Raw genomic sequence first — 23,251 nt, 5'->3', positions numbered from 1 at the left:
CGACCTCGGCATCATTCGGGTCCAGTTGCACCAGCACCTGGCCGGCTTCGACGCGCATGCCATCTTCGGCATTGATCGACACGACCGTGCCCAGCGTCTGCGGGGTGATGCTGACGATGTTGCCCTGCACGTAGGCGTCGTCGGTTTCTTCGAACCAACGGCCGAACATGAAGTACCACAGCGCCAGCGCGGCCAGCAGCAGGACCACGATGACCAACAGGCCGCGCAGCAGCTTGCCGCGACGGGACGGGGCTGCCGGGGCGGCAGCGGGAGCGGATGTCTGGCTCATGGGATGCGTCTCAGGAATGCGTGGAATCAGAAGGGGCGGCGAGCGCGGCGGTGTCGCCGGACGGGGTGAACCCACCGCCCAGCGACTGGCTCAGCCGTACCGAAACAAGGATCTGGCGGGACTGCAGGTCGGCCAGCCGCTGCTGGGCCACCAGCAACTGCTCTTCGACCACCAGCACCTCCAGGTAGCTGCCGATGCCGGCGCGGTAGCGCTGCTCGGCCAGGTCGTGCGCGGCGCGGGCGGTCTGCACCGCCTGCTGCTGTGCCGTTGCCTGGCTGGCCAGCGAGCGCACCGCGTTGACCTGGTCGGCCACGTCGCGCAGGGCGTTGAGCACCGACTGGTTGTAGTCGGCCACGGCCAGGTCGTACTGCGCGTCGGTCTTGTCCAGGTTGGCGCGCAGGCGGCCCCCGTCGAAGATCGGCAGGCTCAGGGCCGGGCCGAGGAAGGCGAAAGTGGAGCCGCTCTTGAGCAACTGGTCCACTTCACTGGACACCACCCCGCCCAACGCGGTCAGGTTGAGGCTGGGATAGAACTGCGCCTTGGCCGCATGGATCTGGCGGCTGGCCGCCTCCACGCGCCAGCGCGCGGCCACGATGTCCGGGCGGCGCCCGAGCAACGCGCTGGGCAGCACGCCCGGCAACTGCAGCGCCAACGGGTTGAGCACCTGCGGGCGCTGGATCTGCAGGCCGCGGTCCGGGCCCTGCCCGACCAGCGCGGCCAGCGCGGTGCGGGCCTCGTCGATCTGCTGCTGGGCGGCCTGCTGTTGCTGCTGCGCGGCGGGAATGCGCGCCTCGGCCTGGCGGGTCTGCAGGTCGCTGTCGATGCCGGCGCGGCGGCGCTGGGCGGTCAGGTCCAGGGTCTTCTGCGAGCGCGCCAGTTCTTCGCTGGCCACGTCATGCAGGGTGTAGGCGTAGCCCAGCTGCGCATACGCCTCGGCGATCGCGGCCGAGAGGTTCAGGCGGGCGGCCTGGGCGTCCACCTCGGCGGCATGGCCGCTGTCCACGGCCGCTTCCCAGGCGGCGCGCTTGCCGCCCCACAGGTCGATGCCGTAGCTGAAGCTCAGGTAGGCCTGGCCGCTGCCGGCATAGCTGCCGCCGCGCTCCTCGCCCACCATCGACTCGGGCAGGCGCACGCCGGTGTAGCCACCGGAGGCGGACACGCTGGGCAGGCGCTCGGCGTGGGCCGTGCCGATCTGGGCACGGGCCTGGCGCAGGCGCGCGTCGGCCGCCTCCAGGCCCGGGTTGCGCTGCAGGCCTTCGGCGATCAGGGCATCCAGCTGGGGGTCGCCCAGGGCACGCCACCAATCGGTGGCCGGCCAGCCGGGCTGGCTCAAGCCATCGGCGGCCAGCGTGCGCTGGGCCTGCAGGGTATCGGCGTCCAGCAGCGTGCCGTGCGGCTGCAGCCCATGGCTGCTGGCGCAGGCGGCCAGCGCCAGGGCCAGGGCCGATATCAGCAGCGGGCGGAGGGGACGCAGCGAAGGAGTGCGATCGGGGGAGGAGGTCATGGCGTAATCAGCGAGTCACGTACACGGGTCATGAGGGAAAGCAGCTGGGCGCGCTCGTCGGTGGACAGGTCGCGCATGGCGTCATCGATGGTCTGGTCACCGCGCTGCTTCAGCCGGGCCCACAACTGGCGGCCTTCATCGGTCAGGACGATCTGCAGCGCCCGCCGGTCCTGGGCATGCGGCTCGCGCCGCACGCAGCCCATCGCCTCCAGCTTGTCCAGCAGGCGGGTCACCGCGCTGGGCACCTGGTCCAGGGCCTGGGCCAGTTCGTTGGCGGTGCACGGGGCCTTGGCCGAGAGCACCTTCAAGCCGAGGTAGTGGGTGAAGCCAATGCCGAGGTTCTCTTCGGCCATGGACGTATCCAGCTGGCGGACCAGGCCGTCGCGCACCTGGCGCAGCAGCAGCCCGAAGCTGGGAGGCGTGGTTTCAGGGCAGATCATCATGGGGGCGCACTTTACTTCCATAAAATATATTTCTCAATGGAAATATTCAATCTGGAACCAAATGCTGTGTTGCAACAACCGGAGCAATGCGGGGAGGGCTACGTTAATGGCCCGGTTGGGTGGCCGGGTATTACAATCTGGACAATGAATAACGTTTTCAGGCCAGAGGAAGCGGCCGCCCTCCCCCCGGCGCAGGTGCGCCACGATGTGCTGGACTGGCTCGAACGCGACGATGGGCTGGCCGTGCTCGGCTTCCAGATCGAGAGCGCGCGCGGGCTGGACCGTGAAATCGACTGGCACCAGCACCGCCGCGCCCAGCTGATCAGCGTGGAGGCCGGCCTGCTCAACATCCGCACCCGCCACGGCAACTGGTCCCTGCCGCCGGGCTGCGCCGGCTGGATGCCGCCGGGCGAACCGCACACGGTGGGCATTTCCGGCCCGTTGCGCGGCTGGGGCGTGATCGTCAGCGCGCAGGCCGCCCATGACCTGCCCGACCAGCCCTGCGTGGTGGCCATCTCCGACCTGCTGCAGGCGCTGGCGGTGCGGGTGACCCGCTGGGCCCCGGCGGCCGCGGCCGACCTGCGCCAGCAGCACATGATCGAGGTGCTGCTGGATGAAATCCGCAATGCCCCGCGCCAGCGCATGCACCTGCCGATGCCGCAGGACCGGCGCCTGCTGCGGATCGCCTCGCAGCTGATCGCCAACCCGGCCGACGGGCGCAGCCTGGAACAATGGGCGCACTGGGCCGGGCTGTCCCCGCGCACGCTCACCCGCCATTTCCGCGACGAGACCACCCTCAGCTTCGCCCAATGGCGCCAGCAGGCCCGCCTGGCCGAGGGCCTGCGGCGCCTGTCCGACGGCCGCAGCGTGTCCGACATCGCCCACGAACTGGGCTTCAGCAGCCCCAGCGCCTTCGTCACGGTGTTCGGTCGCCACTTCGGCTGCCCGCCCGGACGCTACCTGGCGCGCAACGGCCAGCCCCTCAATCCAACGCGCGGCTTGGCATCCCCGGCCGCATCCGGATAATCGACCGCCTGCGAGGGCGACAGCCGTCGCCGTCCCTTGCCACAGGTAACAATCCCGCATGACCGATCTTGCCCGCCCCGCCTTCCACGGCTTTGAACAGCTGCCCCTGCGCGAGTACGCCGAACGGGCGTACCTGGACTACTCGATGTACGTGGTGCTCGATCGCGCACTGCCGTTCATCGGCGACGGCCTGAAGCCGGTGCAGCGCCGCATCATCTATTCGATGAGCGAGCTGGGCCTGAATGCCGCCTCCAAGCCGAAGAAGTCCGCGCGCACCGTGGGCGATGTGATCGGCAAGTACCACCCGCACGGCGACAGCGCGTGCTACGAGGCGCTGGTGCTGATGGCCCAGCCGTTCTCCTACCGCTATCCGCTGATCGAAGGCCAGGGCAACTTCGGTTCCACCGACGATCCCAAGTCGTTCGCGGCGATGCGCTACACCGAGTCCAAGCTGACCCCGATCGCCGAAGTGCTGCTGGGCGAAATCAACCAGGGCACCACCGACTGGACGCCGAACTTCGACGGCACCCTGGAAGAGCCGACCTGGATGCCGGCGCGGCTGCCGCACCTGCTGCTCAACGGCACCACCGGCATCGCGGTGGGCATGGCCACCGACGTGCCGCCGCACAACCTCAACGAGATCGTCAGCGCGCTGCTGCACCTGCTGGACGACCCGGATGCCAGCATCGCCGACCTGTGCGAGCACGTGAAGGGCCCGGACTACCCGAGCGCGGCGGAGATCATCACCGCCCCGGCCGACCTGCGCACCCTGTACGAGACCGGTTACGGCAGCGTGCGCGCGCGCTCGACGTACTTCAAGGACGGTCCCAACATCGTCATCAACGCGCTGCCCTTCCAGGTCTCCCCGTCCAAGGTGATCGAGCAGATCGCCGCGCAGATGCGTGCCAAGAAGCTGCCGTGGCTGGAAGACATCCGCGACGAGTCCGACCATGCCAACCCGGTGCGGGTGGTACTGGTGCCGCGCTCCAACCGCGTGGACGCCGACCAGCTGATGGGCCACCTGTTTGCGATCACCGACCTGGAGCGCAGCTACCGGGTCAACCTCAACGTGATCGGGCTGGACGGGCGTCCGCAGGTGAAGAACCTGAAGATGCTGCTGAGCGAGTGGCTGCAGTTCCGCGCCACCACCGTGACCCGCCGCCTCAACCATCGCCTGGAGAAGGTGGAGCGTCGCCTGCACCTGTTGGAAGGCCTGCTGGTGGCGTTCCTCAACCTGGATGAAGTGATCCGCATCATCCGCACCGAGGACGAGCCCAAGGCCGCGCTGATCGCGCGCTTCGCGCTCAGCGAGGAACAGGCCGAGTACATCCTGGACACCCGGCTCAAGCAGCTGGCGCGCCTGGAGGAAATGAAGATCCGCGGCGAGCAGGACGAGCTGGCCAAGGAGCGCGCCCGCATCATGGCCATCCTGGAGAGCAAGGCCAAGCTGAAGAAGCTGATCCGCGACGAACTCATCGCCGACGCGAAGAAGTTCGGTGACGACCGCCGCTCGCCGCTGGTGCAGCGTGGCGCGGCCCAGGCCATCGACGAGACCGAGCTGGTGCCGAGCGAGCCGATGACCGTGGTGCTGTCGGAGAAAGGCTGGATCCGGGCCGCCAAGGGCCACGACATGGACCCCTCCACCCTGTCCTACCGCGATGGCGATGCGCTGCTGGGCGCGGTGCGTGCGCGCAGCACCCAGCAGGTGGCCTTCCTGGACAGCGAGGGGCGCGCCTATTCCACGCTCATCCACACGCTGCCCTCGGCGCGTGGCAATGGCGAGCCGCTCACCGGCCGCTTCTCGCCCGCCCCGGGCAGCCAGTTCCTGACCCTGGCCAGCGGTGAGAACAGCACCCGCTTCGTGCTGGCATCCACGCACGGCTACGGCTTTGTGACCCGCTTTGAAAACCTCACCGGGCGCAACAAGGCCGGCAAGGCGATGCTCAACCTCACCTCCGGCTCGCGCGTGCTGACCCCGGCGATGGTCGCCAACCCGGAAACCGACCGGATCGTGGCGGTGACCAGCTCGGGCAACCTGCTGGCGATCGCCGCCAGCGACCTGCCGGAACTGGACAAGGGCAAGGGCAACAAGATCATCGACATCCCCAAGGCCAAGCTCGCCACCGAGCGCGTGGTCGCGGTGGTGGCGGTGGGCCCGGCCAACACCCTGCTGGTGCGCAGCGGCGCGCGCACGATGAACCTGTCCTTCAAGGACCTGGAAACCTACCTGGGCTCGCGTGCCACGCGTGGCCACCTGCTGCCGCGTGGCTGGCAGAAGGTGGAAGGGCTGGCGGTGGAATGACCGCACGCGCCCGACGCGGATGACAGCAACGGCCGGGGAAACCCGGCCGTTTTCGTTGCGCGGGGCGCCCGCGCATGGAGCCGCCCGGTCCGACACCGCGTGCAGCCGACCAACAGTCGGCGCTACCGGCTGCGCACGGTTCCGGTCCGCCGGCGGGATATCAGGCACAAAAAAGCCGGGACATCCCCAGCTTTTTCATTCGTCGCTGGCGGGCGGCTGCTGGCGGGCGGACGATGGTTTCCACAGCGCGCTGGCGAAGGCTGGCTGGCTGGCTGGCGAGCAGAATCCAATGAAAGCGTTGACGCGTGGATCGCAAAGCGTCAGTGCGCGACGTTGCCCTTCGCTTCCATCTTGCTGGTCTGGTACAGCGCCAGCCCGATGCGCTTGATCAGGCCCAGCTGCTGTTCCAGCCACCAGGCGTGGTCTTCCTCGGTGTCCTTCAGCTGCACCAGCAGCATGTCGCGGCTCACGTAGTCCTGGTGCTGCTCGCACAGCTTCATGCCCGCGGCCAGGTTGTTGCGCACGCTGTACTCGGTATCCAGGTCCTTCTGCAGCATCTCCTCCACGGTCACGCCCGGCTCGAAGGCATGCGGGCGCATGTCCGGCGTGCCGCCCAGGAACAGGATGCGGCGCAGCAGCGCGTCGGCGTGCTGGGTCTCTTCTTCCATCTCGTGGTTGAGGCGTTCGTACAGCGCGAACAGGCCCTGGTCTTCGTAGCGCCGCGAGTGGATGAAGTACTGGTCGCGCGCGGCCAACTCGCCGCGCAGCAGTTCCTTCAGACAGGCGATGACGTCCGGATTGCCTTTCATGGGGGGTGCTCCTGATGAATCAATGCGCGCATGGTGCCCCATCCAGAATTCCAATGATCTAATCGGAATCAGTTGCAGTTGCGCCTGCGCAGGCGTGCACGGCACGTTCACGCCGCGGCCGGCGCCCGCCTACAATCGGCGCACACCACTGGGGGGAGAGGGCGGATGCGGCGTTGGCTCAAGCGGCTGGTCTGGACAGCGGCGGTGATGGTCCTGGGCACCGGGCTGGTGGTGTGGCTGCTGATCCGCGGCAGCCTGGCGCAACTGGAGGGCGAACGTGCCGTGGCGGGGCTGCAGGCCCCGGTCCAGGTCAGCCGCGACGCGCGCGGGGTGGTCACCATCGAGGCGGCCAGCCAGGCCGATGCGATGCGGGCGCTGGGACGGGTGCATGCGCAGGAGCGTTATTTCGAAATGGACCTGATGCGGCGCAGTGCCGCCGGCGAGCTGGCCGAACTGTTCGGCGCCGCTGCCCTGCCGGTGGACCAGCGCATGCGCGTGCACCGCCTGCGCGCCCGCACCCACGCGCACCTGGCCCAGGCCGTTGGCGCCGATCCCCTGCCCCTGCAGGCCTACGTGGCCGGGGTCAACCAGGGCCTGGGCGACCTGCAGGTGCGGCCGTGGCCCTACCTGCTGCTGCGCCAGGCGCCGGCACGCTGGACGGCCGAGGACAGCGTGCTGACCGGGCTGGCCATGTATGCCGACCTGCAGGACCCCGGCAACCAGACCGAACTGGCGATGGCCCGCCTCCGCGACGTGGTGCCGCCCGCGCTGTACGCCCTGCTCAGCCACGACGGCAGCGAATGGGACGCGCCATTGTTCGGGCCGGCGCGGGGCAACGCGGTGTTGCCGCCTGCCGACGTGCTGGACCTGCGTTCGCAGGAGGCTCGCTTGTCGTCGTCGTCGTCGTCGTCGTCGCGGCCCGCGCCGGCACCGGACGCGGACGTGAAGGGCAGCAACAACTTCGCCGTGGCCGGTGCACTCACCGCCGATGGCCGCGCCATCCTCGCCGACGACATGCACCTGGGCCTGCGCGCGCCCAACCTGTGGTTCCGCGTGCGCCTGCGCTACCCCGACGCCCAGGCGCCCGGCGGCCAGGTGGATGTCAGCGGCTTCTCGCTGCCCGGGCTGCCGGCGATCGTGGTGGGCAGCAATGGCCACGTGGCCTGGGGCTTCACCAACAGCTACATCGACAACGCCGACTTCGTGCACGTGCCCGCGCAGGCCGATGGCATCGTTGTCCACGACGAACGCATCCGCGTGGCCGGCCAGCCCGACCATGTGATGCACGTGCGCGAGACGGCGTGGGGACCGGTTCTGCATACGCAGCCCGACGGCAGCGGCGATGCGCTGCGCTGGACCGCGCAGCTGCCCGGCGCGGTGCGCCTGGACTTCGCCGACATGGCGCGTGCGGCCGATCTGGACGATGCGCTGCGCATCGCCGACCGGGCCGGCATCCCCACCCAGAACCTGCTGCTCGCCGACCGCCAGGGCCGCATCGCCTGGCGGCTGATCGGCGCCCGCCCGGACCGCCGGGCCGACTGCCCGCCCGCCGGCGCGGCGACGGCGGTGGCCGCGCACTGCGCGCCGTGGCCGATCCGCAGCGACGCCTCGCCGGCGCTGGTCGATCCGGCCAACCACCGCCTGTGGACCGCCAACGGCCGCGTGCTGGATGGCAGCGCGCTGGCGGTGGCCGGCAACGGCGGCTATGACCTCGGCGCGCGCGGCCGGCAGATCCGCGATGGCCTGCTGGCGAAAGAACGCTTCGACGAACGCGACCTGCTGGCCATCCAGCTCGACGACCGCGCCGTGTTCCTGCAGCGCTGGTGGACGCTGCTGCGCCAGGTGGTCGAACACAGCGACGACCCGGCGCTGAAGCGGCTGGAGGTGGCCAGCCGGCAGTGGGACGGGCATGCCAGCGCCGATTCGGTGAGCTACCGGATCACGCGCGGCTTCCGCGGCCTGGTGCTGGAGCGGGTCTCGGCGGGCCTGCTGGCACCGGCGAAGCAGCGCCTGGGCGATGCCTACCTGGAACCGCGCCTGGCGCAGTTCGAAGGCGTGCTGTGGCCGCTGGTCAGCGAGCGCCCCGCGCACCTGCTGCCGCCGCCGTATGCCAGTTGGGACGCGCTGCTGGCCGATGCGGCCCGGGCCCTGGAGGCCGACCTGGCCGCGCAGGGGCCGCGCCTGGCCGACCGCACCTGGGGCGAGCGCAACACCGCCGCCCTGTGCCATCCCATCAGCCGAGCCCTGCCTGCTTTCGCCAAACCGGCGCTGTGCATGCCGGCCGACCGTCTGCCCGGCGACCGCGACATGCCGCGCGTGCAGGGGCCGGCGTTCGGGGCCTCGCAGCGCATGGTGGTGTCGCCGGGACACGAAGCCGACGGCATCATCCACATGCCCGGCGGGCAGAGCGGCCACCCGCTGTCGCCGTTCTGGGGGGCCGGACACGAGGACTGGGTCAACGGCACGCCGACTCCCTTCCTGCCCGGCACGACGGTCTACACGCTCCGGCTGGTGCCGACGCGGGAATGACCGGGATACGCACGGTGCTGGCGCGGCCGACCAATCGTCGGCGCTACCGGGGTGTGCCGCCGGCAGGTACCGACCATTGGTCGGTACACCGCCGAGTCAACGCCGGGCGCGTTCGATCATGCTCAACAGCGGCCCGGTCATGGCCGTGGTCACCAGCGCCATGATCACCAGCACCGCGAACAGGCGGTCGCCGAGGAAGCCCAGCTCGTAGCCGAGGTTGAGCACGATCAGCTCCATCAGCCCGCGGGTGTTCATCAACGCACCCAGCTTCCAGGCCTCGTGGCTGTCCATGCCAGCGCTGCGCGCCGCGCTCCAGGTGCCCAGCAGCTTGCCCAGCGTGGCCACCGCGATCACCACCAGGCACAGCAGCAGGTCGCTGGTCTGCAGCGCGTCGGCGCGCATGCGCAGGCCGGTCATGGCAAAGAACAGCGGCAGCAGCAGGGTCACCGCGAACGGCTCGACCCGGGCGGCCACGGTGTGGCGCAGGCTGGCATTGCCGGAGACCGCCACGCCCGCGGCAAACGCGCCGAACAGCGCGTGGATGCCCAGCATCTCGGTGACCAGCGCGCAGCCCAGCGCCATCAGCAGCATGCCCAACAGCCAGCGGCCTTCCTGCCCGGCCGCGATGACCTGCCGCGAAAACCACGGCCGCACCACGCCCAGCATGACGCCCACGAACAGCACCACGCAGCCCAGGTTGATCGCCGCCGGCACCCAGCCCTGTGCCTGGGCGGCCGCCACGATCAGGGCCAGCAGGCACCAGGCGGTGGCATCGCCCAGCGCCGCGCAGGCGATGGCGGTCTGGCCCAGCGGCGTGGCGGTCATGCCCCGGTCGGCAAGGATGCGCAGCAGCACCGGGAAGGCAGTGATGCTCAGGGAAATGCCCACGAACAAGGCAAACCCGGTAAACCCGATCCCGCGCGGCGCGTGCGCACCGTACAACCCGATCGCCAGCGCCACGCCCAGCACGAACGGCACCGCGATGCCGGCGTGGCTGACCACGAAGGCAAAACGGCGCCGGCCGCGCAGGCCGCCCAGGTCCAGCTCGGCACCGGCCACCAGCAGGAACATCAACACGCCCAGTTGGCTGAGCAGGCCCAACGAGCCCAGCGAGGCGGGCGGAAACAACGCGCCCTGCACCTGCGGCAGCAGCGCGCCCAGCACCAGCGGCCCCATCATCAACCCGGCCGCCATCTCGCCGATCACGCCCGGCTGGCCACAGCGGCGGAACACCCAGCCGGCGCCCTTGGCCACCATCAGCAGCACCAGCAACTGCAGCAGGAACAAGCCCAGCGGCGCCTGCAGGTGGGTGCCCCAGTCTGCGCCCAGCGATGTCTCCGCGCGCGCGACCTGCGCGGCCACCGACGGGCCGGCGTAGCGTGCCAGCGCCAGGCCCACCACCAGTGGCACCGCCACCCAGCCCACATAGCGCCATGCCAACCCGCTACGCCCCATGCCGCCGTGCTTCACATCCATGCCCGATCCCCATCGTATGAGGCGACGATTCTACGGGCTGGCACGGCCGCTGGCCGCCGACCCGCCCCGGCGAAGACGCGCCGGGACGGGCATCGCGGCGATCAGGCCAGCGCCTGCTCATGCACGCCGGCCACCGCGCGCCCGGACGGGTCGGCCATCGTGGCGAAACTGGCGTCCCAGGCAATCGCCGCCGGCGAGGAGCAGGCGATCGACTTGCCGCCGGGCACCGTTTCGGCGGCGGCCTGGGTCGGGAAGTACTGCTCGAAGACGTGGCGGTAGTAGTACGCCTCCTTGGTCTGCGGCGGGTTGTGCACGAAGCGCTTGTCGGCCGCGGCCATCACCCGGTCGCTGATCTGCGCCTCGGCATGCGCCTTGAGCCCGTCGATCCAGCCATAGCCCACGCCATCGCTGAACTGCTCCTTCTGCCGCCACAGGATCGATTCCGGCAGGTAGCCTTCGAAGGCCTCGCGCAGCACCGCCTTCTCGATCCGGCGCGCGCCCTGCGGGCCCTGCCCGACCATCTTGTGCCGGGCGTCGATGCGCATGGCCACGTCCAGGAATTCGCGGTCCAGGAATGGCACCCGCGGCTCCACGCCCCAGGCCATCATCGACTTGTTGGCGCGCAGGCAATCGTAGTTGTTGAGCGCATCGAGCTTGCGCACCAGTTCTTCGTGGAACTCACGCGCGTTGGGCGCCTTGTGGAAGTACAGGTAGCCGCCGAAGATCTCGTCGCTGCCCTCGCCGGACAGCACCATCTTGACCCCCATCGCCTTGATCCGGCGCGCCAGCAGGAACATCGGCGTGGAGGCGCGGATGGTGGTCACATCGTAGGTCTCCACGTGGCGGATCACGTCCGGCAGCGCGTCCAGGCCTTCCTCGAAGGTGTATTCGAAGCCGTGGTGCACCGTGCCCAGCGCCTCGGCGGCGATGGCGGCCGCGGCCAGGTCCGGCGAGCCCTTCAAGCCGATCGCAAACGAGTGCAGGCGCGGCCACCAGGCTTCGCTCTGGTCGCCATCCTCGATGCGGTGGCGGGCATAGCGCGCGGCCACCGCGGCCACCAGCGACGAATCCAGGCCGCCGGACAGAAGCACGCCATAGGGCACGTCGGTCATCAACTGGCGATGCACGGCGCGCTCGAAGGCCTCGCGCAGCTCGACGCGGTCGGCGTCCACGCCCTCCACCGCGTCGTAGTCACGCCACGGGCGCTGGTAGTAGCGGGTGAGCGTATCGGTGGCGCTGTCGTACCAGTGGCCCGGCGGGAACTGCGCGGCGTCGGCGCAGATGTCCACCAGCGACTTCAGCTCGGAGGCCACCACCAGGCGGCCGTCCTTGTCATGGCCCCAGTACAGCGGCACCACCCCGATCGGGTCGCGTGCGATCAACACCCGCTGCTGCTCGCGGTCCCACAGCGCGAAGGCGAAGATGCCGTTGAGGCGGTTGAGGAAGGAGGTGGGGCTGTCCTGCCGGTACAGGGCGTTGATCACCTCGCAGTCCGACCCGGTCTGGAAGGCATAGGGCGAGGCCAGCGCGGCCTTCAGCTCGCGATGGTTGTAGATCTCCCCGTTGACCGCCAGGGCCAGGCTGCCGTCCTCGGACAGCAGCGGCTGCGAGCCGCCGGCCGGGTCCACGATGGCCAGGCGCTCGTGGACCAGGATCGCGCCGGGATCGACGTACACCCCGCTCCAGTCCGGCCCGCGATGACGCTGGCGCTGGGACAGGTCGAGCGCCTGGCGGCGCAGCGCGGGGAGGTCGTCACCGGCCTGCAGGCCGAACATTCCGAAGATCGAACACATGGGAACAGCTCCTGATGATGGGGGATGACACGGGATGCATGCAGTGGAGCGGCCATAAAAAAACCCGCATCGACCGATGCGGGTTTTCTGGAATCCGGGCGTGTTGCTGGTGCTAGCCCTGGTCGCAGTCCCGCATCGGCCGCGCACGATTATTCGCGCGCAGATTGCTGCGGTTGGGGTTGTTGACGGCGGTGGCCAGGAACGAGGACATGGATCGAACGTACCCGGGTTTGTGCGCCGGTGCAACGGTTGCGATGGCAACTGATGGCCTCACCCGTTCAGCCGCCGCCACGGGCGGCCCGCCCATACTCGCCCGCCCCCTGTTGGAATTCACGGATGATGTCCTTCCCGCGCCGCCCACTGCTGCTCGCCCTGGCGCTGACCGCCCTGGCCGGCTGCGCCAGCACCCCGCCGCGTCCGCCCACCGACACCGAACGCGACGCGCTGGCCGCGGCGGCCGACGGGCGCTTCGACTCGGCCCTGCGCGTGGCGCAGCTGTACCAAGGCAGCAACGATCCGCGTGCGCTGGACTGGTATGCCCGCGCGGCCGCCACCACCCCGCGCACCCATCACACTGCCGGTGCCGAGGAGACCCTGGGCACGCTGCTGGAGCGCGGCCGGCTGGACAGCGGCGAGGGCCCGCAGAAGCCGGCTGACGTAGTGTTCAAGCCGTCGCCGCGCAAGGCCTTCCAGTGGTACCACCGCGCCGCGTATCACGGCTCGCCGTATGCCATGCATGACCTGGAGAAATGGTACGAGCGCCGCGGCGACATGACCGGTGCCCTGCGCTGGCGGCTGCGCTCGGCGGTGTACCTGCGCGAGCTGTACAAGCTGCAGCCGCTGCGCGCGGCCACCTCCGGCTCGGCCAAGCCGGGCCAGCCGGTCGCGCGCGGTGCATCGCCCAATCCGGTCGTCGCCGGTATCCAGCGGCGGGCCGCGCGTGGCGATGCCGAGGCCCAGGTCGACCTGGGCGCGCTGTACGAAGCGGGGATCGGCGTGGTGCAGGACAAGGCCGAGGCGCTGCGCTGGTACGAACGCGCCGGGCGCCAGGGCAACGTGTACGGCCAGTACCTGGCCGGGCTGGCCGTGGGGCGCGGCGGCGACGGGCTGCACAAGGACGTGGACGCGGCGGCGGCATGGTTCGCGCTGGCCCAGGCGCAGGGGTTCTACATGGCCGCCCCGTCGTACTGGCGCGAGGCCATCGCGCCGCCGTTCTGGACGTTCGAGTAAACCGATGACGGCGGCGTGGGCGGCGTTGTACACACTCCCGCGCGGCGTTCAAGACTGCCCGGCGCGCGGCCCATCGCCCAGAATGGACGCATGACCGACGTCCTTTTCCGCGATGAAACCCTCACTCGCGAGCGCATGCAGGCCATCATCGCCGCGCATCCGCACGCGGCCGTGTTTGACGGCTGCACGTTCGATCATGGCGATTTTTCGCGGCTGGACATGGATGGCTTCGTGTTCACCCAGTGCTCGCTGGCTGGCAGCAGCTGGCTGGCCGCCTCGCTGGAAGAAAGCCGCTGGAGCAAGTGCCGCGGTGGCCAGTGCGACTTCAGTTCGGCCCTGCTCAGCGACGCCCGGTTCGAACACTGCGACCTCAACAACAGCCATTGGCGTCGCGCCACGCTGTCCTCGGTGCAGTTCCAGGATTGCAAGCTGACTGGCGCGCACCTGCAGGAGGTGACGGGCTGGGCGCTGGAGTTCCGCGATTGCCTGATGGTCAGCGCCGACCTGCGCGGCCTGTCGTTCCGCAAGGCCCAGCTGGAGGGCATGGATTTTTCCGATGCCGAACTCTCCGGCTGCGACTTCCGCGAGGCGGTGTTCAACGGCGGCAGCCTGCGCAACGCCCAGACCCGCCTCACCCGCTTCGAGGGGGCCGACCTGCGCGGCACCGACATCAGCGGCCTCAACGTGATGGACGCCAAGCTGTTCAAGAAGGCGGTGATTTCGCAGCGCCAGGCCGCCGCCGCGTTGGCCGCGTTCGGGTTGATCGTGGCGTAAGGCGAGCCCCCGTCGGGTGCCGATCGTTGTTGCGACCGCCACGGTAGTGCCGATCGTTGGTCGGCAACGCGCCCCGGTAGTGCCGATCGTTAGTCGGCAACGCGCCCTGGTAGTGCCGGCCGCTGGCCGGCTCCCCGGATGCCCAGACCGTGCGAGGAGCCGGCCAGCGGGCGGCACTACCGTTATCCGGCGACGGTCGGAGGGATCAGGACAGCAAGCGCTCGATCAGCCGCTGGTACAGCGCCGGCAACTGCTCCAGGTCGGCCACGCGCACGTTCTCGTCCACCTGGTGGATGCTGGCATTCACCGGCCCGACCTCGATGCACTGCGCGCCCAGCGGGGCGATGAAGCGCGCATCGGAGGTGCCGCCACCGGTGCTTTCCTCCGGCGGTGCGCCCGCGAACGCGCCCAGCACGTCGCGCGCCACGCGGCGCAGCGTGCCTTCGGGGGTATAGAACGGCTCGCCGCTGCGGTGCCAGCGCAGCGTGTAGTCCAGGCCATGGCCATCCAGCAACGCGGCGATCGCCGCTTCCAGCGCCGGCGCGCTCCAATGCGGGTTGTAGCGCAGGTTGAACAACACCTGCAGCTCGCCGGGAATCACGTTGTTGGCGCCGGTCCCCGCATGCAGGTTGGACACCTGCAGGCTGGTCGGCGGGAAGCTTTCATAGCCGTCGTCCCAGTGCCGGGCGGTCAGCTCGGCCAAGGCGGCCGCGGCCAGGTGGATGGGATTGCGCGCCTTGTCGGGATAGGCGACATGGCCCTGCACGCCCTTCACCGTCAGCGTGGCCGAGAGGCTGCCACGGCGCCCCACGCGCAGCAGGTCGCCGAGCACCGCCGTGGAGGACGGCTCACCGGTGATGCACCAGTCGATAGCCTGGCCGCGCTCGCGGAAGATATCGGCCACGCGGCGCACGCCGTCGATGGCATCGCCTTCCTCGTCGCTGGTCAGCAGCACCGCCAGCGTGCCGGGGTGGTCGGGATGGGCGGCCACGAACTGCTCGGCGGCGACCACGAACGCGGCCACGCTGCCTTTCATGTCGGCCGCGCCGCGCCCGTACAGCACGCCGTCGCGGATCTGCGGCGCGAACGGATCGCTGCGCCAGGCCGAGACCGGACCGGTCGGCACCACGTCGGTATGCCCGAGCAGCACCAGTACCGGGGCGCCCTGCCCATGCGTGGCCCACAAATTGTCGACCTCGCCCAGGCGCAGGTGCTCGCAGTGGAAGCCGGCCCGCTCGAGCCGGCCCGCCAGCAGCGCCTGGCAACCGGCGTCCTCGGGCGTCACCGAGGCGCGCGCAATCAGGTCGCAGGTCAGGGCCACGACGTCGTTCACGCGCCCACTCCGAACCGCTGTTTGAAGCCGTTGTCCGAGAAGCCCTGGGTCATCACGCCATCGGCGCTCACCACCACCGGGCGCTTGATCAGCTGCGGGTACTCGCGCAGCAGCAGTTTCCATTCGGCCGCCGAATCAGCCGCCTTGCGGGGCTCCGGCAGTTGCCGCCAGGTGGTGGAGGACCGGTTGATCAACGCGGGAAAACCCCCGGCCTGGGCCGCCCAGTCGATCAGGGTCTCCGGCGTCGGCGGGTGGTCGCGATAGTCGACGAAGGTATGCGGCACCTGGAAACGGTCCAGCCACTTGATGGCCTTCTTGCAGGTGTCGCAGTTCTTCAATCCGTACAGAGTGGTGGTCATGGCGCGGCGTGCAGCATCGATCAGGGAGGACACGCCGAGGATGTCACACCAGGCGTTCGGAGACGACCCGGAACGGCACCTGCGGCACCCGGAAACAGAACGCATCGGCCAGGTCCACGCCCATCGCGGCCAGGTGCGGGCAGGCCACCGCCGCCGCCAACTGCAGCGGCTGCACCTCGGCCAGGGCAATCGGCAGGTCGATATGGGTCAGCGCCAGCCGACCATCCGCGGCGACCGCGAACGCGGCCTCCTGGCAGGCCAGGAACGTCATGGCCTGCCGGGCATCGGCGAAGGCACCGGCCGCCCACGCCGCCGCCAGGCCCGCCGCCGGCCGCACCTGGGCCTGCAGGGCCGGCGCACTGCCCTGCCCCGGCACGATCAGCGTGTGTCCGCCATCGGCACCGACGGCATGCTCGAAACGCGCGGCCAGATGCGGTTGCATGGCATCGCTCCACAGCCGTGCGCCGACCGCGTGCACCGCACTGTCGATCACGTTGCGATCGAACAGGACCCGCGGCGCCGTCGCGCCGTCAGCCGCATCGTCGCGCACCACGTACCAGCGCCAGTTGCTCTGCAGCGGCGACGGCAACAGGCCACGCAGCGGCCCCGCCAACGCGGGCCCGAAATGGCCGTGGCGGTAGGTCAGGATCGTGTAGGGCGTGCGCCCGTCATGCACGAACAGGCGATGGCCCGGCGGCGGGGGCGGTGCATGACGCACCTCCACCCACCAGCTCAGGTAGACCACCTCGCGCACGTCGCTGATCAACGCCGGCACCGGCAGCACGCGGGTCAGCGCGCGCCGGGCCGCGGTCAGGTGCCGGCAGGCCAGCAGGCGCTGCAGCGCGCGACCGGGCCACCCCGCGAACGGGTGCCGGAAGCGCGCCGCCTGCGCCAGCGCGGGCGGCGGCGTGCTCAGTCGGCCAGGCCGCGCAGCAGGTCGTTGACGCTGGTCTTGCTGCGGGTTTTGGCGTCCACCTGCTTGACGATCACCGCGCAGTACAGCGAGTGCGAGCCGTCCTTGGACGGCAGCTGGCCGGACACCACCACGCTGTAGGGCGGCACCGAGCCGTAGCTGATTTCGCCGGTGGCGCGGTTGTACACACGGGTGCTCTGGCCCAGGAACACGCCCATGCCGATCACGCTGTGGTGGCCGACCACGAAGCCTTCCACCACTTCCGAACGCGCACCGATGAAGCAATGGTCTTCGATGATGGTCGGGCTGGCCTGCAGCGGCTCGAGCACGCCGCCGATGCCGGCACCGCCGGACAGGTGGCAGTGCTTGCCGATCTGCGCGCACGAACCCACCGTGGCCCAGGTGTCCACCATGGTGCCCTCGCCCACGTGGGCGCCGATGTTGGTGAAGCTCGGCATCAGCACCACGTCCTTGCCGAAGTACGTGCCGCGGCGGGCAATGGCGCCGGGCACCACGCGCACGCCGGCGCGGCGGAAGCGGGCCTCGTCGAAACCGGCAAAGCGCGATTCCACCTTGTCCCAGAACGGCGCCGGCTGCGCCTCCACCACCGCCATGTCATTGACGCGGAAGTACAGCAGCACCGCCTTCTTCAACCATTCGTTGACCTTCCAGCCGCCGTGGCCATCGGGCTCGGCCACGCGGAATTCGCCGGTTTCCAGGCCATCGATGACCCGGCCGACCAGCGGCTTGGTCGAGCCTTCCAGTTCGTGCAGGGTCAGCTGCGCGCGGCGCTCGAAGGCGCTTTCGATGCCGAACTTCAGCTCTTCCACGCCCGGCGTGGCCGGCTTGCGCAGCGACTTGCGGGCGATGGTGGCATCGCGGCTGGCGCTGCGCTTGGCCGCGCTCTCCGCCGGGCTGGCGGCCTTGGCGGCCGGGGCCTTCTTCGCAGCGGCCTTCTTCACCGCCGGCACCTGGGTGGCGGCGACGGGCTTCTTCACCGCGGCCGGTGCGGCAGCAGTCTTCTTGGCCGCCGCGGTCTTGGCGGCAGTCTTCTTGGCGGGCTTGGTGGCCATCAGTGGGGGTCTCCGGCGTTTCGATCAGGGTCCAGGCAGGCCAGCATCGCATCGTGCAACTGCTGCCTGGCGGATTCGGTAAGGGGGTGGTCGTGCTCGTCGCTGATCACGAACATGTCTTCGGCGCGTTCGCCGAAGGTGGCGATGCGCGCGTCGTGCACGCGCAGGCGCTGGTTGCGCAGCACGAAGGCCACGTCGGCCAGCAGGCCGGGGCGATCCGGGGCGACCAGGCTGAAGCGGGTGCCCGGGCTGCCGTCACTGCCCTCGCGGAACTCGATGCGCGGGGCAAAACGGAAATGCCGCAGCTGGCGCGGGATCACCCGGCGCGACGGACGCAGGCGGGTGAGGTCGCCGGCCAGCGCCTCGCGCAGGGCGGCTTCCAGGCGCGGCGCATCGCCGTCGGCGAAGCTGTCGGCCGGGGTCACTTCGAACGTATCGAAAATGGTGTCGACCGGGCCATCCAGCACGCGCGCGCGGTGGATGCCGTAGCCCTTGCGGTCCAGGGTCATCACGATCGCGGCGAACAGGCCATCGCGGTCCGGCGACTGCACGAATACTTCCAGCGCGTGGTCGTCCGGGGTGATCCGGCGCACCTTGACCAGGGTCTGGCCAGGCTTGACCGGCACCAGCGCCGCGGCCTGCCAGGCCAGCTGCTCCGGGCGCAGGCGGATGAAGCTTTCATCGGGCATCACCGCGAACTGACGGTCGATGGTGGCATCGTCATAGCCGCGCTCGCGCACCAGCGCGCGCACCGAATCGCGCGCCTCGGCCACGCGCTCGGCGGCCGGCATCTGGTTTTCCAGGCCGTCGCGCAGTGCACGCCGTGCGGCGAAATACAGGTCGGCCAGCAGCCGATCCTTCCAGGCGTTCCAGAGCTTGGGGCTGGTGCCGGCGATATCGGCGCAGGTCAGCAGGTACAGATAGTCCAGCCGGTCACGGCTGGCCACCAGCGTGGCGAAGCGGTGGATCACCTCCGGGTCGGAGATGTCCTGCTTCTGCGCCGTCACCGACATGCGCAGGTGCTGTTCCACCAGCCACGCCACCAGCTCGGTGTCCGAACTGCTCAGCGCATGCGCCTGGCAGAACGCGCGCGCATCCACCGCGCCCAGTTCGGAGTGGTCGCCACCGCGGCCCTTGGCGATGTCATGGAACAGCCCGGCCAGCAGCAGCAGCTCGGGCTTGCGCAGGCGCGGCCACACTTCGTGCGCGATCGAGAACCGCTCGTCGGCGCGGCTGGTGGCAAACAGGCCGATGTTCCGCAGCACCATCAAGGTGTGCTGGTCCACGGTATACACATGGAACAGGTCGAACTGCATGCGCCCGGACACCTGCGCGAACGCCGGCACCCACTGCCCCAACACGCCCAGCCGCGCCATGCGGGCCAGCGTATCGACCGCGCGCGGGCTGCGCAGCAGGGCCATGAACTGCTCGCGCGCCGCGACACTGGCATCGGTATAGGCCGGCAGCGCCGGCAGTGCTTCGGCCAGCGCGCGCGCGGTGAGCGAATGCAGGCCGCGCACGTCCGGGTTGTAGGCCCAGCTGGAGAACAGCGCGAACACCTGCTCGATGTCGTCCTGCGGCCAGCGCGCGTCGTTGGCGGCCAGGTAGCCGCGACGCAGCGAGAAGCCCACGCTGACCGGCTCGGGCACGGCCTCGCCGTCGAACTGTTCCTCGAAGCGCTGCAGCAGGCGGTCGCTGATCCGCCGCACCACGCTGGCGCTGCGGTAGAAGCCCTGCATCATCTTTTCCACGGCCAGGCTTTCAAGGTCGTCCTCGAAGCCCAGGCGGGCGGCCAGGGTTTTCTGGTAATCAAAACGCAGGCGTTCTTCGGGGCGGTTGGCCACCAGGTGCAGGCCGAAGCGCAGCCGCGCCAGCGCGCAGCGTTCGCGCTTGAGCGCGACCGCTTCGTCGGCGCCCAGGTGGCCCAGCCCGACCAGGGCTTCCAGGTCGCGCACGCCGAACGCACGCAGTGCCATCCAGCCCAGGGTGTTGAGGTCGCGCAACCCACCCGGGCCATCCTTGATGTCCGGCTCCAGGTTGTCGGCGGTGTCGCCGAAGCGCTGGTGGCGGGCCAGCAGTTCCTCGCGCTTGGCCAGGAAGAATTCCCGCGGTGGCCACAGGCCCTCGGCATTGACCGCCTGTTTCAGCGCCTGCCGCGCCGCCTCGTCGGCGTGCAGCGGGCGCGCTTCGATCAGCGCGGTCATCACGGTCTGGTCGGCGCTGGCCTGCACGCACTCGGCCGCCGAGCGCACCGCGTGGCTGACCGGCAGCCCGCAATCCCACAGCAGGGCGAACAGCCGCGCCAGCGCCGCTTCCTGCTGTCGCTGCCGGGCCGGCTCGCCCAGCACCAGCAGGTCGATGTCCGAGCGCGGGAACAACTCGCCACGCCCATAGCCCCCCACCGCGAACAGCGCCAGCCCGCTGTCGCCCGGCAGGCAGCGCTGCCAGGCCAGCCGGATCAGATGGTCGGCCGCCCGCGCCCGCAGCGCCAGCAGCCGTTCGATGTTGTCGCCTTGGTCGAAGCGGCGGTACAGCCGCGCGTCGGTCTGCTGCAGCGACTGCCGCGCCAGTGCCGACCATTCCAGATCGGTGACAGACGCTGCCGGCGCGTCCAGGATCGGGCTCGCCGGCAACATGCTCAGACCTGCGATTCGCCGGGCGAGAGGGTCAGCACGTCCACGCCGGTCTCGGTGACCGCGATCATGTGCTCCCACTGCGCCGACAACTTGCGGTCCTTGGTCACCACGGTCCAGCCATCGGGCAGCACCTTGTTGTAGCGGGTGCCCTCGTTGATCATCGGTTCGATGGTGAAGGTCATGCCCGGCTGCAGCACCAGGCCCTGGCCCGGGCGGCCGTAATGCACCACCTGCGGCTCGTCGTGGTAGACCTTGCCGATGCCGTGGCCGCAGTACTCGCGCACCACGCTGAAGCGCTCGCCTTCGGCCAGGCTCTGGATCGCGTGGCCGATGTCGCCCAGCGTCGCGCCCGGCTTGACCGCGCGGATGCCGGCCCACATCGCCTGGTAGGTGGTGTCGACCAGGCGCCTGGCCATCGTGGACGGGGTGCCGGCGTAATACATGCGGCTGGTGTCGCCGTGCCAGCCATCCTTGATCACGGTGACGTCGATGTTGACGATGTCGCCGTCCTTGAGGACCTTGGCTTCGCTGGGGATGCCGTGGCAGATCACGTTGTTGACCGACGTGCAGACCGTCTTGGGGAAGCCGCGGTAGCCGACGTTGGCCGGCGTGGCCTTCTGCACGTTGATGATGTGGTCGTGGCAGATGCGGTCGAGCTCTTCAGTGGTCACGCCCGGCTTCACGTACGGGGTGACGATGTCGAGCACCTCGCTGGCCAGGCGGCCGGCGATGCGCATCAGTTCGATTTCCTCGGGGGTTTTCAGATTCACGCTCATGCCGGGCATTATCGCCGATCCGGCGCAAATCTGAACGGGATCGGCTGGAACGCTGACAGCCAGGGTTGGGCCGGGCTCCGGTCATCTAGATGAACGAGAGGTGATGCACGTCACAGTACGCAAGGTCGTGCCGAAAACGGCCATGGATTTGCCGGAATCTCACGGCATGCCTACAAGATCGCACCTATAACCAAGTCACACCGATTCACCGTTCGGCAGCATCGTTTTGTTCAGCAAGGACATCCGTCCCAGGAGCATGCCCATGCGATTCCTCCGTCCCACCCTGGTGTGCCTGGCCCTGTCCGGCCTGGCCGCGCCTGCTTCGGCGGCCGATACCACCACGTTCAACGTCAAGATCATCATCACCAAGGCGTGCACGATCACCGCCGCGGCCGCCACCGACGTCGATTTCGGCTCGGCCCTGTCCACCGCCACCACTCCGTCCAATGCCCAGGGCACCATCACCGCCCAGTGCTCGGCGTTGACCCCCTATACCGTGGCGCTCAACGCCGGTGCCAACGCCGGCACGGCCAATGACGTGACCACCCGGCGCATGAAGAACACCGATGTCAGCGTGACGGCCAACAACTTCGTCGGCTACCAGCTGTATCGCGATGCCGCCCACACCAACGTGTGGGGCACCACCACCGGCACCAATACCGCCGCCGGCATCGGTACCGGCCTGGCGCAGACCTTGAACGTCTACGGCCAGATCGCCAACCCCAGCGTCAACAACGCTGCCGCGGGTAATTACCAGGACACCATCACCGCCACCATCACCTATTGAGGGCCCGCCATGCCGATTTCCGCACGGCGATCCCCGTGGCGGTTCGGGTACGCGGCCCTTGGCTGGCTGTGGTTGCTGATGGGGAGCGCCACCGCCGCAAGCCTGCAGGTCGCCCCCACCTCGCTGCAGCTCACACCGCGGCAGAATGCCGACGCGCTGTGGCTCACCAACAGTGGCACCGCACCGGTCCAGGTGCAGGTGCGCGTGTTCGAATGGCGCCAGGACAGCGGCCAGGACCAGTTGCTGCCCACCAACGCGCTGCAGGTCAGCCCACCGATGCAGTCGCTGGCCGCCGGCCAGCAGCAACTGATCCGCGTGGTCCGCAGCGACCCGGCCCCGCCTGAGGCCCAGCGCGCCTACCGGGTGGTGGTGGACGAACTGCCCAGCGCGGTGCCCCAGGGCACCGGCATGCAGTTCGTGCTGCGCTACTCGATGCCGGTCTTCATCCAGCCGGCGGGCGATGGTCCGCTCAAGCACGCCCTGCAGGCGCGCGTGATCCAGCTCGATGACGGGCGACCGGCCCTGGAGGTGCACAACAGCGGCAACAGTTACGCGCAGTTGGCCGACATCGCGCTGGGCAGCGTGGATCGTCCGCAGATCGTGCATCCCGGCCTGCTGGGCTATGTACTGGGGGGACAGACCATGCGCTGGCCACTGGATGCCCCGGCGACCCGCCTGGCAGGCGCCACGTTATCGGCCAAGATCAATGGCGAGTCGGCCCAGACGCCGCTTCCCGTCGCGCCTGCGACTCGCTGAGGCCTGCGTGCGGATGCTGCTCACCGCAACGCTGGCACCGTGTGCGGCGATGGCGGCCGACGCGGACATCGGCGCATCCGGCGAGGCCCTGCTGCCGCCGCCCACCCCGTTGACGGCCGCGCAGACGCTGTACCTGGACGTGACCCTCAACCAGGCACCGCGTGGCCTGCTGCCGTTCACCGAATTGCAGGGCCGGCTGATGGCCTCGCCGGCCACGCTGCGCCAACTGGGCTTCCAGGCCCGCGGCGACGCCCCGGTGGCGCTGGACCAGCTGGGCGGGGTGGTCGTGCGCTACGACGCCGGCCTGCAGACCCTGGCCCTGGAGGTGCCGCTGGAACAGCTGTCGCTGCCGACCACCCGGCTGGAGCGCCCGCTGGACATCGCCCCGGCCGCGGCCGCCTCGCCCGGCCTGCTGCTCAACTACGACGTATACGGCAGCCACA

The 23,251-nt window shown here is 69.8% G+C and carries 19 protein-coding genes and 1 pseudogene; 8 read left to right on the top strand and 12 right to left on the bottom strand.

Features of this window, described 5'->3' with window-relative positions:
- From RSA25_RS06185 to RSA25_RS06175, 3 genes are all read right to left on the bottom strand, one after another.
- Positions 1 to 289, bottom strand: a 289-nt coding sequence (locus tag RSA25_RS06185; RefSeq protein WP_332808029.1) for a biotin/lipoyl-binding protein, incomplete at its 3' end; no start/stop codon positions are given.
- Positions 290 to 299: 10 nt separating this feature from the next.
- Entirely contained in the window at positions 300 to 1,793 is a 1,494-nt protein-coding gene (locus RSA25_RS06180; protein ID WP_332808028.1) for an efflux transporter outer membrane subunit, read from the bottom strand.
- The gene (locus tag RSA25_RS06175) at positions 1,790 to 2,233 is read right to left on the bottom strand and encodes a MarR family transcriptional regulator (RefSeq protein WP_332808031.1); all 444 of its coding nucleotides are present in this window, start codon (positions 2,231 to 2,233) and stop codon (positions 1,790 to 1,792) included. The genes RSA25_RS06180 and RSA25_RS06175 overlap by 4 nt, the downstream gene beginning before the upstream one ends.
- A gap of 147 nt (positions 2,234 to 2,380) precedes the next feature.
- On the opposite strand from RSA25_RS06175, the gene RSA25_RS06170 reads away from it, so the two are divergent.
- Entirely contained in the window at positions 2,381 to 3,262 is an 882-nt protein-coding gene (locus tag RSA25_RS06170) for a helix-turn-helix transcriptional regulator (RefSeq protein ID WP_332808027.1), read from the top strand.
- A gap of 58 nt (positions 3,263 to 3,320) precedes the next feature.
- On the top strand, positions 3,321 to 5,564 hold the full coding sequence (gene parC / locus RSA25_RS06165; protein ID WP_332808026.1) for a DNA topoisomerase IV subunit A: 2,244 nt from the start codon (positions 3,321 to 3,323) through the stop codon (positions 5,562 to 5,564).
- Positions 5,565 to 5,884: 320 nt separating this feature from the next.
- Here the strand turns inward: parC and bfr are convergent, their stop codons facing one another.
- A complete protein-coding gene (bfr, locus tag RSA25_RS06160) occupies positions 5,885 to 6,373 on the bottom strand; it encodes a bacterioferritin (protein ID WP_332808025.1) in 489 nt (162 codons plus the stop codon).
- A 165-nt stretch (positions 6,374 to 6,538) separates the two neighbouring features.
- Here bfr and RSA25_RS06155 point away from each other — a divergent pair, with 165 nt between their 5' ends.
- Entirely contained in the window at positions 6,539 to 8,902 is a 2,364-nt protein-coding gene (locus RSA25_RS06155; RefSeq protein WP_332808024.1) for a penicillin acylase family protein, read from the top strand.
- Between the two features lie 96 nt (positions 8,903 to 8,998).
- On the opposite strand, the gene RSA25_RS06150 is transcribed toward RSA25_RS06155, so the two are convergent.
- Positions 8,999 to 10,378, bottom strand: a complete 1,380-nt coding sequence (locus RSA25_RS06150; protein WP_332808023.1) for a cation:proton antiporter — start codon at positions 10,376 to 10,378, stop codon at positions 8,999 to 9,001.
- Between the two features lie 101 nt (positions 10,379 to 10,479).
- Entirely contained in the window at positions 10,480 to 12,171 is a 1,692-nt protein-coding gene (gene asnB, locus RSA25_RS06145) for an asparagine synthase B (RefSeq protein ID WP_332808022.1), read from the bottom strand.
- A gap of 339 nt (positions 12,172 to 12,510) precedes the next feature.
- Here asnB and RSA25_RS06140 point away from each other — a divergent pair, with 339 nt between their 5' ends.
- Together RSA25_RS06140 and RSA25_RS06135 are read left to right on the top strand one after the other, a co-directional pair.
- The gene (locus tag RSA25_RS06140) at positions 12,511 to 13,401 is read left to right on the top strand and encodes a tetratricopeptide repeat protein (RefSeq protein WP_332808021.1); all 891 of its coding nucleotides are present in this window, start codon (positions 12,511 to 12,513) and stop codon (positions 13,399 to 13,401) included.
- A 90-nt stretch (positions 13,402 to 13,491) separates the two neighbouring features.
- On the top strand, positions 13,492 to 14,175 hold the full coding sequence (locus tag RSA25_RS06135) for a pentapeptide repeat-containing protein (RefSeq protein WP_332808020.1): 684 nt from the start codon (positions 13,492 to 13,494) through the stop codon (positions 14,173 to 14,175).
- A gap of 205 nt (positions 14,176 to 14,380) precedes the next feature.
- Here RSA25_RS06135 and dapE read toward each other — a convergent pair whose 3' ends face one another.
- The 6 genes from dapE to map all read right to left on the bottom strand — a co-directional run bounded on the left by dapE (position 14,381) and on the right by map (position 21,265).
- Positions 14,381 to 15,508 (bottom strand): succinyl-diaminopimelate desuccinylase, encoded by a 1,128-nt coding sequence (gene dapE / locus RSA25_RS06130; protein WP_332808019.1) that lies wholly within the window; start codon positions 15,506 to 15,508, stop codon positions 14,381 to 14,383.
- Positions 15,505 to 15,867 (bottom strand): arsenate reductase, encoded by a 363-nt coding sequence (locus RSA25_RS06125; RefSeq protein WP_332808018.1) that lies wholly within the window; start codon positions 15,865 to 15,867, stop codon positions 15,505 to 15,507. Before RSA25_RS06125 ends, dapE begins: the two co-directional genes overlap by 4 nt.
- Before the next feature lie 43 nt (positions 15,868 to 15,910).
- Positions 15,911 to 16,708 (bottom strand): hypothetical protein, encoded by a 798-nt coding sequence (locus RSA25_RS06120; RefSeq protein ID WP_332808030.1) that lies wholly within the window; start codon positions 16,706 to 16,708, stop codon positions 15,911 to 15,913.
- 71 nt (positions 16,709 to 16,779) lie between these two features.
- A complete protein-coding gene (gene dapD / locus RSA25_RS06115; RefSeq protein WP_332808017.1) occupies positions 16,780 to 17,853 on the bottom strand; it encodes a 2,3,4,5-tetrahydropyridine-2,6-dicarboxylate N-succinyltransferase in 1,074 nt (357 codons plus the stop codon).
- Positions 17,853 to 20,489: a [protein-PII] uridylyltransferase gene (locus RSA25_RS06110; RefSeq protein ID WP_332808016.1), complete on the bottom strand. Its 2,637-nt coding sequence runs from the start codon at positions 20,487 to 20,489 to the stop codon at positions 17,853 to 17,855. The genes dapD and RSA25_RS06110 overlap by 1 nt, the downstream gene beginning before the upstream one ends.
- Positions 20,490 to 20,491: 2 nt before the next feature.
- Positions 20,492 to 21,265: a type I methionyl aminopeptidase gene (map, locus tag RSA25_RS06105; RefSeq protein WP_256777377.1), complete on the bottom strand. Its 774-nt coding sequence runs from the start codon at positions 21,263 to 21,265 to the stop codon at positions 20,492 to 20,494.
- Between the two features lie 262 nt (positions 21,266 to 21,527).
- Between map and RSA25_RS06100 the strand changes: the two genes are divergently transcribed.
- From RSA25_RS06100 to RSA25_RS06090, 3 genes and pseudogenes are all read left to right on the top strand, one after another.
- Complete coding sequence (locus tag RSA25_RS06100; protein ID WP_332808015.1) at positions 21,528 to 22,052, top strand: spore coat U domain-containing protein; 525 nt, start codon at positions 21,528 to 21,530, stop codon at positions 22,050 to 22,052.
- A 9-nt stretch (positions 22,053 to 22,061) separates the two neighbouring features.
- Complete coding sequence (locus tag RSA25_RS06095; protein WP_332808014.1) at positions 22,062 to 22,808, top strand: molecular chaperone; 747 nt, start codon at positions 22,062 to 22,064, stop codon at positions 22,806 to 22,808.
- Between the two features lie 13 nt (positions 22,809 to 22,821).
- Positions 22,822 to 23,251 (top strand): annotated as a pseudogene (locus RSA25_RS06090) (fimbrial biogenesis outer membrane usher protein); the annotation flags it as partial.

This window comes from Stenotrophomonas sp., assembly GCF_036662295.1.
Classification (GTDB): domain Bacteria; phylum Pseudomonadota; class Gammaproteobacteria; order Xanthomonadales; family Xanthomonadaceae; genus Stenotrophomonas.
The sequence above is the reverse complement of the archived record's forward strand: the minus strand, read 5'-3'. Positions and strand labels throughout refer to the sequence as shown.

Coding starts and splice junctions, on each gene's coding strand:
- RSA25_RS06180 (WP_332808028.1), bottom strand. CDS start 1,793: ATGACCTCCTCCCCCGATCGCACTCCTTCGCTGCGTCCCCTCCGCCCG.
- RSA25_RS06175 (WP_332808031.1), bottom strand. CDS start 2,233: ATGATCTGCCCTGAAACCACGCCTCCCAGCTTCGGGCTGCTGCTGCGC.
- RSA25_RS06170 (WP_332808027.1), top strand. CDS start 2,381: ATGAATAACGTTTTCAGGCCAGAGGAAGCGGCCGCCCTCCCCCCGGCG.
- parC (WP_332808026.1), top strand. CDS start 3,321: ATGACCGATCTTGCCCGCCCCGCCTTCCACGGCTTTGAACAGCTGCCC.
- bfr (WP_332808025.1), bottom strand. CDS start 6,373: ATGAAAGGCAATCCGGACGTCATCGCCTGTCTGAAGGAACTGCTGCGC.
- RSA25_RS06155 (WP_332808024.1), top strand. CDS start 6,539: ATGCGGCGTTGGCTCAAGCGGCTGGTCTGGACAGCGGCGGTGATGGTC.
- RSA25_RS06150 (WP_332808023.1), bottom strand. CDS start 10,378: ATGGATGTGAAGCACGGCGGCATGGGGCGTAGCGGGTTGGCATGGCGC.
- asnB (WP_332808022.1), bottom strand. CDS start 12,171: ATGTGTTCGATCTTCGGAATGTTCGGCCTGCAGGCCGGTGACGACCTC.
- RSA25_RS06140 (WP_332808021.1), top strand. CDS start 12,511: ATGTCCTTCCCGCGCCGCCCACTGCTGCTCGCCCTGGCGCTGACCGCC.
- RSA25_RS06135 (WP_332808020.1), top strand. CDS start 13,492: ATGACCGACGTCCTTTTCCGCGATGAAACCCTCACTCGCGAGCGCATG.
- RSA25_RS06125 (WP_332808018.1), bottom strand. CDS start 15,867: ATGACCACCACTCTGTACGGATTGAAGAACTGCGACACCTGCAAGAAG.
- dapD (WP_332808017.1), bottom strand. CDS start 17,853: ATGGCCACCAAGCCCGCCAAGAAGACTGCCGCCAAGACCGCGGCGGCC.
- RSA25_RS06110 (WP_332808016.1), bottom strand. CDS start 20,489: ATGTTGCCGGCGAGCCCGATCCTGGACGCGCCGGCAGCGTCTGTCACC.
- map (WP_256777377.1), bottom strand. CDS start 21,265: ATGAGCGTGAATCTGAAAACCCCCGAGGAAATCGAACTGATGCGCATC.
- RSA25_RS06100 (WP_332808015.1), top strand. CDS start 21,528: ATGCGATTCCTCCGTCCCACCCTGGTGTGCCTGGCCCTGTCCGGCCTG.
- RSA25_RS06095 (WP_332808014.1), top strand. CDS start 22,062: ATGCCGATTTCCGCACGGCGATCCCCGTGGCGGTTCGGGTACGCGGCC.